Genomic DNA, 14567 nt, shown 5'->3' with positions numbered 1-14567 from the left:
CGCGAGGTTCTTATGAACGAAAAGAAACAATCCCGTTTGCGTCGTGCGAAAAGCACACGCTTGCACATTCGTGCATTGGGTGCGACTCGTTTGTGTGTAAACCGCACTCCGCGTCACATCTATGCTCAAGTTATTTCAGCAGATGGTGGCAAAGTTTTAGCGCAAGCTTCAACTTTGGATGCATCTTTACGTAGCGGTACTACAGGTAATGTAGATGCAGCTACTAAAGTAGGTGCTTTAATCGCAGAACGTGCGAAAGCAGCTGGCGTAACTAAAGTTGCATTTGACCGTTCTGGTTTTAAATATCATGGTCGTATCAAAGCCTTGGCTGATGCTGCTCGTGAAAACGGCTTGGAGTTCTAATCATGGCTAAAGTTGAACAAAACGAAGGTCTTGTTGAAAAGCTGGTTGCCGTTGATCGTGTAGCCAAAGTTGTTAAGGGCGGTCGTATCTTCTCTTTCACAGCATTAACTGTTGTGGGTGATGGTAATGGTCGTGTTGGTTTTGGTCGTGGTAAAGCGCGTGAAGTTCCAGCTGCTATTTCTAAAGCACTTGAAGCTGCTCGTCGTAACATGATCACTGTAGACCTTGCTGGTACTACTTTACAACACCCTGTGAATGCTCGTCATGGTGCAAGCCGTGTATACATGCAACCTGCTTCAGAAGGTACTGGCGTAATCGCTGGTGGCGCAATGCGTGCCGTTCTTGAAGCTGCAGGTGTACATAACGTACTTGCTAAATGTTATGGTTCTACTAATGCTGCTAACGTAGTAAACGCAACTTTCAAAGGTTTGCGTGATATGACTTCTCCTGAGAAAGTCGCTGCGAAACGTGGTAAATCAGTAGAAGAAATTCAAGGGTAATCAATCATGAAAACGATTAAAGTTACCCAGACTAAATCTTCTTCACATCGCTTGAAAAATCACAAGCTTTGCTTACAAGGTTTAGGTCTGCGTCGTATTGGTCATACTGTAGAAGTGCAAGATACGCCTTCTAACCGTGGTATGATCAACAAAGTCTACTATATGGTTAGTGTAGAGGAATAAGCCATGACTCTGCGTTTAAATGAGCTTGCACCTGCAGAAGGTGCAAAACGTGAACACCGTCGTTTAGGCCGTGGTATCGGTTCTGGCGTTGGTAAGACTGGTGGCCGTGGTGTCAAAGGTCAAAAATCACGTAAAAGTGGTGGCGTTCGTCCAGGTTTCGAAGGCGGTCAAACAGCGATTTATCGTCGTTTACCTAAATTCGGTTTCACTAGCCAAATCGCTTTAAAAACTGCTGAAGTACGTTTGTCTGAGTTAACTAAAGTGGAAGGCGACATTGTTAGCCTTGAAACTTTAAAAGCTGCGAATGTTGTTCGTCGCGATCAAATTCGTGCTCGTATCGTGCTTTCTGGTGAAATCACTCGTGCATTCACTGTTCAAGGTGTTGCATTGACTAAAGGCGCTAAAGCTGCGATTGAAGCAGCTGGCGGCAAAGTCGAGGAGTAATCTCGAGTGTCTATGTCTCCTAGTTCTTCAGGTCATGTCAACATGATGAAAGGTCAGCCATTTCATGTGAAATACCGTGAAATTATTCGCCGGATGAGTTTTCTAATCGGTGCATTGCTGGTCTTTCGACTAGGAGCGCATATTCCAGTACCAGGCATTAATAATGCTGCGTTAGAAAATTTATTTCATGCAAACCAAGGAACTATTCTTGGGCTATTCAATATGTTTTCTGGCGGTGCTTTAGAGCGAATGTCGATTCTTGCTTTAGGGATTATGCCTTACATTTCTGCATCAATTATTGTGCAGTTAATGTCTACGGTGATTCCTTCCCTTGAAGCCTTGAAAAAGGAAGGGGAGCAAGGTAAGCGAAAAATTAATCAATATACGCGTCAAGGTACATTATTACTTGCAGTGGTTCAGGCAGTAGGTATGTGTGCAGGACTTATTGGTCAGGGTATTACCCTATCTACAGGACTTGCATTCTATATCCCTGCAGTTACGTCACTTATCGCTGGAACTATGTTCTTAATGTGGTTAGGTGAACAAATCACTGAAAGAGGTATTGGTAATGGTATCTCAATGATTATTTTTGCAGGTATTGTTGCTGGTTTGCCTAAATTAATTATGCAATCAGTGTCATCTGTAGATAATGGTCAAACAAGTTTGATTGGTCTTGTCATCTTTGGTCTTTTGTCTCTTGGTGTCTTGGCTGCGATTGTGTTCATTGAAAAAGCACAGCGTCGTATCCCAGTAAACTATGCGCAGAAGCAGCAAGGTCGTCGTATATTTACAGCTCAGCAAACACATCTACCATTAAAAATTAATATGGCTGGTGTGATTCCTGCGATTTTTGCAAGCTCTTTACTATTGTTCCCAGCTAGTTTGGGTCAATGGGTAGGTAGTGCAGATCCGAATGCTGGTTTAATTAAAAGTAGCTTACAAGATTTAGCTTTGGTATTGTCGCCTGGACAGCCTTTGTATTTGGTGCTCTTTGGTGCGTTAATTATCTTTTTCTGTTACTTTTATACGGCTTTAGTATTTAGCCCTAAGGAAGTTTCAGAAAATCTAAAACGCAGCGGAGCTTATGTGCCTGGTATTCGCCCAGGTGAGCAAACTGCTCGTTACTTAGATCATATTCTTAATCGTTTGACGTTTATTGGTGCGATTTATATTACAGTCATTTGTTTAATGCCAATGATTTTACAAAGTTCTTTTGGTATTCCATTCTATTTGGGTGGTACCTCATTACTGATCGTAGTCGTTGTTGTCATGGACTTTATGGCTCAGCTTCAAGCACATTTAACATCTCATCAATATGACAATCAAACATTAATGAGAAAAACGACTGCTCATCCTAAGGGATAAGCGCACTTAGAGGTTTCATCATGAAAGTACAAGCTTCTGTAAAGAAAATTTGTGGTAGCTGTAAAGTTATCCGTCGTAATGGGGTTATTCGCGTGATTTGTAGCGCAGAACCTCGTCATAAGCAGCGTCAAGGTTAATCTAATCAAGACCTGTTGATTTCAGTAGGCGAATTGGGTTAATATCCGCCCCTCAAGATTTTTGTGGGGCGGTTGATTATCTCTACTGCCTTTTTGGAGAAAAGTGAATGGCTCGTATTGCCGGTGTAAACATTCCGGATAACAAGCATGCTGTTATCTCCCTCACTTACATCTTTGGTATCGGTCGCCACACTGCTAAGAATATCTTAGCTGCAGTTGGTATTACTGAGACTACTAAGATCCGTGAGTTGGACGATGCACAGCTTGATGCGATTCGTGCAGAAGTTGCTAAGGTTCCTACCGAAGGTGACTTGCGTCGCGAAATTTCCATGAACATTAAACGTTTAATGGATTTAGGTTGCTATCGTGGCCTTCGTCATCGTCGCAGCTTGCCTGTCCGTGGTCAACGCACCAAAACTAACGCACGTACCCGTAAAGGTCCGCGCAAACCGATTAAAAAGTAAGATTTCTGGAAGCTAAAAGATGGCTAAAGATACTCGCACACGCAAGAAGGTCACTCGTACCGTCTCTGAAGGTGTTGCACACATTCACGCGTCTTTTAATAACACCATTGTTACGATTACTGATCGTCAAGGTAATGCATTGGCTTGGGCCACCTCAGGTGGACAAGGCTTCCGTGGTTCACGTAAATCAACTCCGTTTGCTGCTCAGGTAGCTGCTGAAGTTGCTGGTAAAGCAGCTTTGGATTACGGTTTGAAAAACCTAGACGTCCTTGTAAAAGGTCCTGGTCCAGGTCGTGAGTCTGCGGTTCGTGCATTAGGCGCAGTGGGTTATAAGATTAACAGCATTACCGATGTGACTCCAATTCCTCACAACGGTTGCCGTCCACCTAAAAAACGTCGCGTGTAAGGAGAAACATTCATGGCTCGTTATATTGGTCCAAAATGCAAACTCTCTCGCCGCGAAGGGACAGACCTGCAACTTAAATCTGGCGTTAAACCATTTGACGTCAAAACTAAAAAAGCTAACAAAGCACCTGGTCAACATGGTCAGGCTCGCGGTGGTAAGCAATCTGAGTATTCACTACAATTACGTGAAAAACAAAAAGTCCGTCGTATTTACGGTGTGTTAGAGCGTCAATTTAGTAACTACTATAAAGAAGCAGCTCGTGTTAAAGGCGCAACTGGTGAGAACTTGTTGAAATTGCTTGAAAGCCGTCTTGATAACGTTGTTTATCGCATGGGTTTTGGTTCTACACGTGCAGAAGCTCGTCAGTTAGTAAGTCACCGTAGCATTACTTTGAATGGTCGTCGTGTAAACATCGCATCTATTCAAGTTAAAGCGGGTGATGTAATTGCGGTTCACGAAGGTGCTAAGCAACAATTGCGTATCAAAAACGCGATTGAATTAGCTGCTCAACGTGGTATTCCAGCTTGGATTGATGTTGATCATTCTAAACTTGAAGGTACGTTTAAAGCTGCACCAGATCGTTCTGATTTACCTGCTGAAATCAACGAAAGCTTGATTGTAGAATTGTATTCTAAATAATCCTTGAGGTAGCAATAATGACGCGTACTGCAAACGAGTTTCTAACTCCGCAAGCGATCAAGGTCGAAGCGGTTAGCGGGACCTCGGCAAAAGTGATTCTAGAACCTTTAGAGCGTGGTTTTGGCCACACTCTTGGTAATGCTTTACGTCGCATTCTATTGTCTTCTTTACCTGGCGCAGCTGTGGTTGAAGTAGAGATAGAAGGTGTCGAGCACGAGTACAGTACTTTAGAAGGCTTGCAGCAGGACATCGTCGAGCTCTTGCTGAACCTAAAAGGATTGTCTATTAAGCTGTTCGATCAAAATGAAGCTTATTTAACATTAGAGAAACAAGGTCCTGGCGATATTACTGCTGCTGACCTTCGTTTACCTCATAATGTTGAAGTGGTTAACCCAGATCATTTAATTGGTACTTTGAGTGCTTCAGGTTCATTAAAAATGCGCTTGAAGGTTGCACAAGGTCGTGGTTATGAAACATCTGATTCTCGTTTCCCTGAAGGTGAGACACGTCCTGTTGGTCGTTTGCAATTAGATGCTTCTTATAGCCCGATTAAACGTGTTTCTTACACCGTTGAAAATGCGCGTGTAGAACAACGTACTGATTTAGATAAACTGGTAATCGATCTTGAAACAAATGGAACGGTTGATCCTGAAGAAGCTATCCGTAAAGCGGCAACTATCTTGCAACAACAAATTGCAATTTTTGTTGATCTTCAGAAAGACCAAACTCCAGTTGCTCAAGAACCTCGTGAAGAAGTTGACCCAATCTTGCTTCGCCCAGTAGATGATCTAGAGCTTACTGTTCGTTCTGCTAACTGTTTGAAAGCAGAAAATATTTACTACATTGGTGATCTCGTTCAACGTACTGAAGTTGAGTTGTTAAAAACTCCTAACCTTGGTAAAAAATCGTTAACAGAGATCAAAGATGTTTTGGCATCGAAAGGCTTACAACTCGGTATGCGTCTTGAAAACTGGCCACCAGCTAGTCTTCGTATGGACGACCGTTTTGCCTATCGTAGCCGTTAATTAAGTAGGACTATCACCATGCGTCATCGTAATAGTGGTGTGAAATTAGGCCGTACAAGCAGCCATCGTAAAGCGATGTTCCAAAACTTGGCTAATTCTTTATTCGAACACGAGTTGATCAAAACAACTGTTCCTAAAGCTAAAGAATTACGTCGTGTTGCTGAGCCTTTAATCACTCTAGCAAAAAACGATACTGTAGCAAATCGTCGTTTAGCATTTGCTCGTACTCGTAATGCTGCAACTGTAGGTAAATTATTTACCGTACTCGGCCCTCGTTACAAAGAACGTAACGGCGGTTATCTACGTGTTCTTAAAGCGGGCTTCCGTGCTGGTGATGCAGCACCGATGGCTTACGTTGAGCTTGTAGATCGTGAAGTGAATACTTCAGCTGAATAATTGATATTATTCGAAAAAGACCGGCTTTATGCCGGTCTTTTTTATTTTCTGAAAACGACAAAAATAAAAAATGTCCTCAAGTGACATAAAAAAACGGATAAACGGTCAAACTTGACATTGTGTATTGTCAAAATTGTGTTTTAATAAAGTCATATTCTCAACAATGGGTATAAAAATAAAATGGAAAAGCAAGTTGATATTTTAATCATTGGCGCTGGTATTTCAGGAATAGGAATTGCTGCCCATTTATCTAAAAATTCTCCACAACGTCAGTTTGAAATTTTAGAACGTCGTGAATCTTTTGGTGGAACTTGGGATCTTTTCCGTTATCCTGGTATTCGTTCAGATTCAGATATGTCTACTTTCGGTTTTAACTTTAAACCATGGCGTAAAGCAAATGTACTCGCAGATGGTGCTTCTATTAAAGGTTATTTAGGCGAAGTCATTGAGGAGTTCAAGTTAAAAGAGAAGATTCACTTTGGCCATCGTGTACTTTCTGCGAACTATGATTCTGCATCGAAGAAATGGCATATTGTTGTTGAAGATAGCAATAAAAAACAGCAGACTTGGGTGGCTAACTTTGTTGTAGGTTGTACTGGTTATTATAATTATGACCAAGGCTATGCACCGACATTCCCAAATCAAGAAGCTTTTAAAGGTCAACTTATTCATCCGCAGCATTGGCCAGAAAATTTAGATTATACGGGTAAAAAAGTAGTCATTATCGGTAGTGGAGCTACTGCAATTACTCTAGTTCCTGCAATGTCAAAAGGTGGTGCGGGGCATGTAACTATGTTGCAACGCTCACCAACCTATATCGCGACCGTTCCTTCTATTGATTTTATCTATGAGAAGACGCGTAAGTTTATGTCCGAAGAAGCGGCTTATAAATTTACACGTGCTCGTAATATTGGTATGCAAAGAGCTATTTATGCATTGTCTCAAAAGCATCCTAAAGTAGTTCGTCGTTTACTCTTAAAGGCAATTGAAATGCAACTTAAGGGTAAAGTAGATATGAAACATTTTACGCCTTCATATAACCCTTGGGATCAGCGTTTGTGTGTAGTGCCTGATGGTGACTTATTCAAGATTCTTCGTGAAGGTAAGGCAAGTGTTGAAACTGATCAGATTGAGAAATTTACTGAAAAAGGTATCCAATTAAAATCAGGTAAGCATCTTGATGCCGATATTATTGTGTCTGCAACAGGTTTACAGGTGCAAGTCATGGGTGGTGTTCAAGCTAAGGTTGATGGTAAGCCAATCAACTCTTCAGAACACATGCTTTATAACGGCATTATGCTAAGTGACATTCCAAACATGGCAATGATTATTGGTTATGTGAATGCCTCTTGGACATTAAAAGTTGATATTGCAGCTGATTATATTTCTCGTCTATTAAATTATATGGACAAAAATAACTATGATGAAGTTGTTCCAGCAGGCGATAAGAACGAAATGGAAGAAGATACTGTAATGGGTAAATTATCTTCTGGTTATATTGGTCGTGCAGCTCATGAGCTTCCGAAGCAAGGTAAGCATGCTCCATGGCAAGTGACCAATAATTATCTTGAAGATAGAAAGTCGCTACAAAATGCTAAATTTGATGATGGCATTCTTCACTTTCACAAACATTCAGATGTAAATACACGTAAGCCAAAGCTTGTATCTTGAGATCTGAAATAAAAAAGGAGGCAATTATGCCTCCTTTTTTATGGGCAGTCTTAAAGTGATCTGGAAATTAGTTCTTTCATAATTTCATTGGTGCCTGCATAAATACGGTTTGCTCGATGATCAATATAAGCACGAGCAATTGGATATTCCATCATATAACCATAGCCGCCATGTAGTTGAAGACATTCATCAACCACTTTGGAGAAAATATCTGAAATTTTATATTTCGCGGCTGCAGCAGCTTCAACACTTAATTTTTCATCTAGTTGTAACTCCATACAACGATCTAAATAGGTACGGGAAAAATCTATTTCTGTTCTGAGTTCAGCGAGCTTAAAACGTGTATTTTGGAAAGCACCAATTGGTTTGCCAAAGGCTTTACGATCTTTCGTATATTGAACAGTATGTGCAAATGCTGCTTCAGCGCCAGCTTGGCAAATAATAGCAACTAACATCCGTTCCCATGCTAATTCCTTCATAAGCATAATAAAGCCCATGCCTTCCATGCCTAAAAGGTTTTCTTTAGGAACGCGCACGTTATCAAAGAAAAGTTCACACGTATCTTGACCTTTCATGCCAATCTTGTTGAGTGGTTTGCCTTTAGTAAAACCCGCACGATCAGCTTCAACCATAATAAGTGATAAATTGGCAGATCCTTTATCGCTGTTACCTGTTTTACAAACGACGATGGCCATATCACATAAGTAGCCATTAGTAATAAATATTTTTGACCCATTAATGACATATTCATCGCCATCAAGTACAGCTGTAGTACGAACTGCTTGTAAGTCTGAGCCCGTACCCGGTTCAGTCATGGCAATTGCAGTAACTGTTTCTCCTGTAGCCATTTTAGGCAGCCATTTCTGTTTTTGCTCTTCATTTCCAAAGTTATTGATGTAGTTGGCTACAATATCTGAATGTAGAGAAAAACCTGTACTTGAATCCATCGCATATGCTTGTTCTTCAATAAGAATCATGCTGTATAGACGATCTACACCTGAACCACCGTATTGCTCTGGCATAGTGGTGCAGAGTAAGCCTAATGCGCCAGCTTTATTCCAAAGATCGCGGTCAACATGTTGTTGCTTTTCGTATTTTTCAGTATTTGGTACAACTTCTTTTTCATAAAATTTACGCACTGTTTCCCGAAAAGCTTCATGTTCTTCATTAAATAGGTGACGAGGTAACATATTTGGAATGGGACGAATAGCACCAGATTGCATTTGTATTTCTTCCTTGGTTTGGGCTTGATGTTATGAGTCTAAACATACGAGAAATACACTAGGTCTAACAATGTGATGAATGCTCATTTCTGGCTATGAAGTGATAAGTTTGGTCAATTTGATATTTTTAGCGAACTTTCTAATGTGATCAGGTAAACTATGCGCACTATCAACGCAGATGGGGAAATAAATGTCTGAAGAAATGACCTTGGAAGAACGCAAAGTAATCTATCGTGCACGTCGCGGTTTAAAGGAAATTGATGTCTATTTTGACCCATATGTGAAAAATTATTACTTAAAGGCAGAGCCTGCAGAGAAAGCATTATTTGCTGAATTGGTAGAGCAGGAAGATCCTGATTTACTTGATTGGTTTATGGAAGTTTCTGAACCGCCACGTACTGAATTACGTGATTTTATTCATAAATTAAAGCACTATGTTCATGGCTGATTAGTTTTGGTCAAACATTTGAATTTTAAACTGAAATATAGCCGTTTCGCGATTGTATTTCAGTTTTTTATTAGCTTAAGTTTAGCAATTCTATTTTATCAACTCATGCCATTATTATGGTGGTTGGTTGCGATCAGTTTACTGTTCATAAGTTTTGCTTTCTTTTTAAAGCGACCACAGCTTGTCCAAATTGCTTATTTGGATCAGAAATTATGGTCACTTGCCTATCATTCAGAAACAACAATTTCTCGTGTAAAGATTTTAAAAATAATTGATTATCAGATTTTCATAGTGATCTATTTTGAGGGCCATAAGTCACAGACTTCTATTATTTGGTTTGATCAAATTTCTTTATCACAGTGGAAAAGACTCAAAACTTTAGAAAAATTCTATTAATTGTTAGACAATTCTACATTTGTATATTTATTTTAAAATAATAAAAATCAATAGATTATGGTTTATTTCTTTTCAGGAAATTCAAATTGTCTAGTTAAAATACATAAAAAAAGACTAGAAAGCTAATTGTCCGACAATTTCTCAATATGGTTATTATTCTATCGGTTAAAGTACAAACACCAACGTAAAGTGTGTCGGAGGTCTCAAATGGAGATGCCAACATGGTCGTTCTTGGTCATTGCCATAATTATGGCAGTGGTGATAGGAAGAGCAGGAACTTTACTCAGGGAACATCTTAACAAAGCTAGTTATAGCAAAGTTAAGAGACAGAGGATGCAAAGGTCGTCGATCAGTCAATAGTTTAATTGGTTAATCGATTCATTTCATCAAGTGTCCAGTTTTTAACTGGGTGCGAATGTAGTAAGGAGGTCTCTCATGGAGATTTCAATGTGGATGTTTCTGTTAATTGCAGTTGTTATGGCTGTAGTAGTAGGAAGAGCAGGAACTTTACTCAAGGATTATATAGAACAACAATAATATAAGCCGTTAAAAGCTTATCCCAGTTAATAAGTAGCATGTGCTGAACCGTCGCAATGCTACTTTTTTTTGCCTAAAATTTCTGTTTCCCTGAAAAAGTGTCAATTTTATCTGCTGTGAAGTGTGTCAAAGTATAAGCGCTACAATTAGAGTAATTACTCTTTTATTCAAGATATGCATCTGCTAATGTACATCTGAAAAGGAAAAAACAAATTAAATCGAGGACAGGAAGATGTCTAAAGTCCAAAAAATAAGCCAAGGTTTGGCGATGAGTTTTCTTGCAGCTTCAGTTTTATCAGGTTGTTCATACGTCGTGAAAAGTGGAGCAAATGTTGCTTTGGGTTTTACTGAAAAACACGTTGTTCCACCTATTTTAGCCATGCAAGATGCTGAAATGGTCTGTAATACTGGTAGTGCCTTAACACCTGCAATTATGTCTACTAAAGGAATGGGTGCCGATCCAACTCGTGTCGCTGTTTTAATGTATGCCGCTTCAGGTGTATGTGCAGAAAATCAGGCTTTAGAAGCTGAACTGCGTTATTTACGTGCTTCAAAATCAGGGCAGGTAACAGAAGCTCAAGATGCGCGTATTGCACAAAAGCGTTGGGCTGCAATTGCTGCTGAACGCCAATATACGGGTTATAAGTTGTTTGCTGATCGTTGGGAATCTAAATATAAATATCATTTAGGTGACTCTTGTCCAACGATGCGTAGTGATACCGATCAGACCGTATATTTACTTGGAATGATTAGTGGTCTTCAAGCTGTGACAAATGACATTAACTCAGGTGGTTCTGTCAATGTTCCGAAAGATATTGCTGCTATTGTAGAGCGTGGCATGGTCTGTCTTGATAACCAAAAATTCTGGGGTGCACCAAATGCAACCCGTGCGGTGATCTGGACTTTATTGCCAGGGGCGAATGAAGGTAAGCCTGATCCGTATGAAACTTTAAAACAGTCAGTGCAAATTGGTGAGCAAAAGGGTGTTCGCTTGTCTCATGCACTCTATGCGGTCGCTGCTCAAGCAAGTGGTGATGATGCAAAAATTCGTGATGCTTTAAAAACTTATGCAGCATCTCAAGCAGAGGATAAACCAGTAAATCCGAACTTTAAGTTAATTGATAGCATGGCAGGTCTTATTGTCCGTGGTATTTCTGATCGTTACTGGACTGAACATACCGGTGTTCGTACAGGTGATGGTGGTATGTCTCATTTCTGGGATGAGAAAAATGAGGGTTCAGCCGAATTGGATGAGTTATTTGATGGTGGAGCTGCATCAGAAGCTCCAGCTGACTCAACAACTGCACCTGTAGAGTAGTAAAAGAACTGAAGAAATGAACTTCTTATGGCAATTAATGATCGTAAGGAGTTTGATCTGAAAGGAGTGTGCCATGAAGGATCATGTACTCAATAAAAAAGTGCTTTTGGTCGCAGGGTGCATCTCTGTTTCTGCATGTCTACAAGTATTTCCCGATTATTTTATTTATTGGCGTGAAAGCTTACTGGGTGAGTTTTGGCGTTTATGGACAGCACATTGGGTGCATGTTGGATGGATTCACTTTCTTCTAAATATGTTGGCATTTGCGTGTCTACCCTTCATATTCCCGCATACCAAAGTGTGGCATATCCTAAGTCTTCTTTTTCTTTTACCTCCTTTTATTAGTTTGGTTTTTTATTTTTATCTACCTTATATCGATGCATATGCTGGTCTATCTGGAGTACTCCATGGGCTATATACGGCGGTTGCCTTAGTTTATTTGCAATACCGTAAGGAAAGGAATTTTGCATTATTGGTATTAGGTTTAATTATTACCAAGCTGATTTGGGAAAATACCTTTGGGCAAACAGGGACAGCACAGCTGATAGGGAGTCCCGTGTTAACTGAAGCTCATTTATATGGGGCAATAGGCGGTGCAATCTTTGGAGGATGCTATTGGCTTATACAAAGATTCAAATAGAAAGATTGACAATACAAACTGTTAAAAAAGAGATTTTAGTCATTCTTTATTCATAAAGTTTGATGCAAATTTGATCGTTGAATAAAGGGATTGGTAGAAGGGGAATGGATGATACCCCTGGCCAAGGAAATTGCATGACTCAAAGCCTTTGTTACGAGGGGTTTGAGAGAACAAAATTGGAATATTTATGCAAGAATATCAAGAGAAAAGATCTGGATTAGGTCTGCTGGGTTATATATGGAACGAATGGATCTCAACATTCGTTATCCTCATTCTGCTATTAATGACGCTTATAATTGGTACCGGGGAAATGATCCACGGGCAATTATTACGTATCGGGGAACGTCTTTATGGTGATCCCGCGATAGGCATGCAATATTCATTTTTGCGGGCCGAGCCTGAAAAACCGTCATGCGATCGACATCCAAATATTGATGCTCAAGTAAAAGAGCAAATGAAAGCGAACGCATCTGATGATTTCTCAAGTTTCTTTGGTGCAGCTTCAGAAAGTGATGTCCGTGCATCCCTACAGGCGGCACAGCAACAATGTGAAGAGAAGTATCAGGCTTACGACAAAATGATGAAGTATATTGAAGCAAACCCAGGCGTACGTACTTATCGTACGATTGAAACAGGTTTCTTCGGTATATTTAAGTTTGGTACGGAAAACCGTGCAATTTTGCTGGTGTTTATGGTGTTGATTTCAGCCATCACTGCATCGTTAAAATTCCACCATATTGGTTTACGTAACCCCGCAACAAAGCTGGACTACAAAGTTTATTCCATCTTTATGGTGCTTGGTAATGCGCTACTAAGTTTCTCTGTCATTAGCCAGTATCGTTCAGTGATTAACTCTGGGGTAACACCTACTTATGAAACAATAACGATTTACTGGATATGGATGATTCTGTTTGTTGTTCTGAGCTTAATTAGCCTGTATCAACTATTTGTTTCACCTCCACCAAAACGTGAAGGCGGTAACATAGGCTTAGCCTTACTCTCTGTGCCTTTATATGCTTATATGGCACTAATTACAGGTATTGTCTTCACATTCTTTATGGACTATCCAATGGGGCAAGGGATTTACCTTGGTTTGTTGGTTGAGTTCTCAGGTATCTTCTTAAATCTTGCCTTATTTATTTGGGCAGGTATGTTGCTTACACAAACACGTGTTATGGACTTGTTCTTAAATGTACTTCGTCCATGGAACTTGGCGCCAGAAACCTTAACTTGGTTAATTCTGATTGCTGCTGCTGTACCAACAGCTTATACAGGTGCATCAGGGATTTTCGTTATTGCAGCCGGTGCGATTATTTATAAGGAAGTTTGGAATGCAGGTGCTCGCCGTCAGTATGCACTTGCTGTATCTGCAATGTCAGGTTCATTAGGTGTTGTGGTACGTCCTTGTCTATTGGTCGTTCTAATTGCGATGTTGGACAGTCGCCATGTTACATCTGACGAATTATTTGGACATGGTATTTACGTATTCTGGTTAACTGCATTTATTTTCTTAGGTGTCTCTCTTTTCTTGGCAGAGGAAAAGTTCCGTGTGAACTCACCGAAAGTAGCACTTCCAGGCATGGCACGAGCTTTTGTACCCGTTATTCCATACATCTTAATTACAGTAGTTGTTCTTGCATTTTATAAATATGCATTAGATACCGGAATGAACGAATTTACTGCACCAGTAATTCTGCCACTCGTACTGATTGCGATGATCTTGTACGATAAATTGGTGATGCCTAAAGAGACACCAGCTTTAAATATTCATGAAGCAATTGTTCGTGAACATGAGAAAAAATCTCCGTTCTTACAATCACACGATCCGCATAGTTCGCAGTTCCGTCTTGGTTTTGGTGGCGCATTGCGTTTTGCGACATCAGAAACAGTTGGGCATATCGGTGCCTTAATTATTTTGATGGCATTGTCTGCAAGTGTAGGTGGTTTAATTGAGCGCTCTGAAGTGGTTGAATTATTACCAACTCATTTAGGCAGTATCTATATATCACTGGCATGTATTGCATTGTTACTTGCTATTATCGGTATGTGTACAGATCCATTTGGTGCTGTAATTTTAGTAGCAGCAACGATTGCTCCTGTAGCTTACGAAAATGGTATTCATCCAATTCATTTCTGGATGATTGTATTGGTTGCATTCGAATTTGGTTATGTAACACCACCAGTTGCCTTAAACCATCTATTAACGCGGTTATCCGTTGGAGATGATGAGGTAAATGCTGCGGATGCAGAAGCTAAAGAGAAATACACAAGTTTCTATTACCGATATGAACGTTGGTTATTACCAATTATTGTTTTGTTCTCATCATTGGTATTAGTGACGTACACGCCATTAGTGTTCAAACTATTTGGTTGGTATCACTAAGTTAAAACTTAGAACTAGAATAAAAACAC

The 14567-nt window shown here is 40.1% G+C and carries 18 protein-coding genes; 17 read left to right on the top strand and 1 reads right to left on the bottom strand.

Going from position 1 to position 14567, the window contains the following annotated elements:
- The first annotated feature begins 12 nt into the window (after positions 1 to 12).
- The 12 genes from rplR to ABLB96_RS00395 all read left to right on the top strand — a co-directional run bounded on the left by rplR (position 13) and on the right by ABLB96_RS00395 (position 7593).
- Positions 13 to 363: a 50S ribosomal protein L18 gene (rplR, locus tag ABLB96_RS00450; protein ID WP_002049741.1), complete on the top strand. Its 351-nt coding sequence runs from the start codon at positions 13 to 15 to the stop codon at positions 361 to 363.
- Between the two features lie 2 nt (positions 364 to 365).
- Complete coding sequence (gene rpsE, locus ABLB96_RS00445) at positions 366 to 863, top strand: 30S ribosomal protein S5 (protein ID WP_001141025.1); 498 nt, start codon at positions 366 to 368, stop codon at positions 861 to 863.
- Positions 864 to 869: 6 nt separating this feature from the next.
- Complete coding sequence (gene rpmD, locus ABLB96_RS00440) at positions 870 to 1046, top strand: 50S ribosomal protein L30 (RefSeq protein WP_000849088.1); 177 nt, start codon at positions 870 to 872, stop codon at positions 1044 to 1046.
- Positions 1047 to 1049: 3 nt separating this feature from the next.
- Entirely contained in the window at positions 1050 to 1490 is a 441-nt protein-coding gene (gene rplO / locus ABLB96_RS00435; RefSeq protein WP_002049750.1) for a 50S ribosomal protein L15, read from the top strand.
- A 45-nt stretch (positions 1491 to 1535) separates the two neighbouring features.
- Entirely contained in the window at positions 1536 to 2855 is a 1320-nt protein-coding gene (secY, locus tag ABLB96_RS00430; protein ID WP_348895862.1) for a preprotein translocase subunit SecY, read from the top strand.
- A gap of 20 nt (positions 2856 to 2875) precedes the next feature.
- Positions 2876 to 2992, top strand: a complete 117-nt coding sequence (rpmJ, locus tag ABLB96_RS00425; RefSeq protein WP_000867907.1) for a 50S ribosomal protein L36 — start codon at positions 2876 to 2878, stop codon at positions 2990 to 2992.
- 107 nt (positions 2993 to 3099) lie between these two features.
- Complete coding sequence (gene rpsM / locus ABLB96_RS00420) at positions 3100 to 3456, top strand: 30S ribosomal protein S13 (protein WP_000090815.1); 357 nt, start codon at positions 3100 to 3102, stop codon at positions 3454 to 3456.
- A gap of 19 nt (positions 3457 to 3475) precedes the next feature.
- Entirely contained in the window at positions 3476 to 3862 is a 387-nt protein-coding gene (rpsK, locus tag ABLB96_RS00415) for a 30S ribosomal protein S11 (RefSeq protein ID WP_001040166.1), read from the top strand.
- Positions 3863 to 3874: 12 nt separating this feature from the next.
- Entirely contained in the window at positions 3875 to 4501 is a 627-nt protein-coding gene (rpsD, locus tag ABLB96_RS00410) for a 30S ribosomal protein S4 (RefSeq protein WP_002049716.1), read from the top strand.
- A 17-nt stretch (positions 4502 to 4518) separates the two neighbouring features.
- Entirely contained in the window at positions 4519 to 5526 is a 1008-nt protein-coding gene (gene rpoA / locus ABLB96_RS00405; RefSeq protein ID WP_002049752.1) for a DNA-directed RNA polymerase subunit alpha, read from the top strand.
- Between the two features lie 18 nt (positions 5527 to 5544).
- Positions 5545 to 5922, top strand: a complete 378-nt coding sequence (gene rplQ / locus ABLB96_RS00400) for a 50S ribosomal protein L17 (RefSeq protein ID WP_002049717.1) — start codon at positions 5545 to 5547, stop codon at positions 5920 to 5922.
- Between the two features lie 180 nt (positions 5923 to 6102).
- The gene (locus tag ABLB96_RS00395; RefSeq protein WP_348895698.1) at positions 6103 to 7593 is read left to right on the top strand and encodes an NAD(P)/FAD-dependent oxidoreductase; all 1491 of its coding nucleotides are present in this window, start codon (positions 6103 to 6105) and stop codon (positions 7591 to 7593) included.
- Positions 7594 to 7643: 50 nt separating this feature from the next.
- Here ABLB96_RS00395 and ABLB96_RS00390 read toward each other — a convergent pair whose 3' ends face one another.
- Positions 7644 to 8816 carry an acyl-CoA dehydrogenase family protein gene (locus tag ABLB96_RS00390; RefSeq protein ID WP_348895697.1) on the bottom strand — a complete coding sequence of 391 codons (1173 nt, stop codon included), beginning with the start codon at positions 8814 to 8816 and terminating at the stop codon, positions 7644 to 7646.
- 190 nt (positions 8817 to 9006) lie between these two features.
- Here ABLB96_RS00390 and ABLB96_RS00385 point away from each other — a divergent pair, with 190 nt between their 5' ends.
- From ABLB96_RS00385 to ABLB96_RS00365, 5 genes are all read left to right on the top strand, one after another.
- Complete coding sequence (locus ABLB96_RS00385) at positions 9007 to 9264, top strand: succinate dehydrogenase assembly factor 2 (RefSeq protein ID WP_348895696.1); 258 nt, start codon at positions 9007 to 9009, stop codon at positions 9262 to 9264.
- A 6-nt stretch (positions 9265 to 9270) separates the two neighbouring features.
- A complete protein-coding gene (locus ABLB96_RS00380) occupies positions 9271 to 9660 on the top strand; it encodes a hypothetical protein (RefSeq protein ID WP_348895695.1) in 390 nt (129 codons plus the stop codon).
- 769 nt (positions 9661 to 10429) lie between these two features.
- Positions 10430 to 11515 (top strand): hypothetical protein, encoded by a 1086-nt coding sequence (locus ABLB96_RS00375; RefSeq protein ID WP_348895694.1) that lies wholly within the window; start codon positions 10430 to 10432, stop codon positions 11513 to 11515.
- Positions 11516 to 11588: 73 nt separating this feature from the next.
- A complete protein-coding gene (gene rrtA, locus ABLB96_RS00370) occupies positions 11589 to 12155 on the top strand; it encodes a rhombosortase (protein ID WP_348895693.1) in 567 nt (188 codons plus the stop codon).
- Positions 12156 to 12342: 187 nt separating this feature from the next.
- Positions 12343 to 14538 (top strand): TRAP transporter large permease subunit, encoded by a 2196-nt coding sequence (locus ABLB96_RS00365; protein ID WP_348895692.1) that lies wholly within the window; start codon positions 12343 to 12345, stop codon positions 14536 to 14538.
- Positions 14539 to 14567: the final 29 nt, after the last annotated feature.

Source organism: Acinetobacter sp. XH1741, from assembly GCF_041021895.1.
In the GTDB taxonomy this organism is placed as follows: domain Bacteria; phylum Pseudomonadota; class Gammaproteobacteria; order Pseudomonadales; family Moraxellaceae; genus Acinetobacter.
Note: the sequence above shows the minus strand (reverse complement) of the source record. Positions and strands in the feature narration are given on the sequence as shown.

What these genes read in the sequence shown, in the direction of transcription:
- ABLB96_RS00375 (WP_348895694.1), top strand. Translation starts at nt 10,430, where the DNA reads ATGTCTAAAGTCCAAAAAATAAGCCAAGGTTTGGCGATGAGTTTTCTT.
- ABLB96_RS00390 (WP_348895697.1), bottom strand. Translation starts at nt 8,816, where the DNA reads ATGCAATCTGGTGCTATTCGTCCCATTCCAAATATGTTACCTCGTCAC.
- rpsD (WP_002049716.1), top strand. Translation starts at nt 3,875, where the DNA reads ATGGCTCGTTATATTGGTCCAAAATGCAAACTCTCTCGCCGCGAAGGG.
- rrtA (WP_348895693.1), top strand. Translation starts at nt 11,589, where the DNA reads ATGAAGGATCATGTACTCAATAAAAAAGTGCTTTTGGTCGCAGGGTGC.
- rpmJ (WP_000867907.1), top strand. Translation starts at nt 2,876, where the DNA reads ATGAAAGTACAAGCTTCTGTAAAGAAAATTTGTGGTAGCTGTAAAGTT.
- ABLB96_RS00365 (WP_348895692.1), top strand. Translation starts at nt 12,343, where the DNA reads ATGCAAGAATATCAAGAGAAAAGATCTGGATTAGGTCTGCTGGGTTAT.
- secY (WP_348895862.1), top strand. Translation starts at nt 1,536, where the DNA reads ATGAAAGGTCAGCCATTTCATGTGAAATACCGTGAAATTATTCGCCGG.
- rpsM (WP_000090815.1), top strand. Translation starts at nt 3,100, where the DNA reads ATGGCTCGTATTGCCGGTGTAAACATTCCGGATAACAAGCATGCTGTT.
- rpsK (WP_001040166.1), top strand. Translation starts at nt 3,476, where the DNA reads ATGGCTAAAGATACTCGCACACGCAAGAAGGTCACTCGTACCGTCTCT.
- rpmD (WP_000849088.1), top strand. Translation starts at nt 870, where the DNA reads ATGAAAACGATTAAAGTTACCCAGACTAAATCTTCTTCACATCGCTTG.
- rplO (WP_002049750.1), top strand. Translation starts at nt 1,050, where the DNA reads ATGACTCTGCGTTTAAATGAGCTTGCACCTGCAGAAGGTGCAAAACGT.
- rpoA (WP_002049752.1), top strand. Translation starts at nt 4,519, where the DNA reads ATGACGCGTACTGCAAACGAGTTTCTAACTCCGCAAGCGATCAAGGTC.
- rpsE (WP_001141025.1), top strand. Translation starts at nt 366, where the DNA reads ATGGCTAAAGTTGAACAAAACGAAGGTCTTGTTGAAAAGCTGGTTGCC.
- rplQ (WP_002049717.1), top strand. Translation starts at nt 5,545, where the DNA reads ATGCGTCATCGTAATAGTGGTGTGAAATTAGGCCGTACAAGCAGCCAT.
- ABLB96_RS00385 (WP_348895696.1), top strand. Translation starts at nt 9,007, where the DNA reads ATGTCTGAAGAAATGACCTTGGAAGAACGCAAAGTAATCTATCGTGCA.
- ABLB96_RS00395 (WP_348895698.1), top strand. Translation starts at nt 6,103, where the DNA reads ATGGAAAAGCAAGTTGATATTTTAATCATTGGCGCTGGTATTTCAGGA.
- rplR (WP_002049741.1), top strand. Translation starts at nt 13, where the DNA reads ATGAACGAAAAGAAACAATCCCGTTTGCGTCGTGCGAAAAGCACACGC.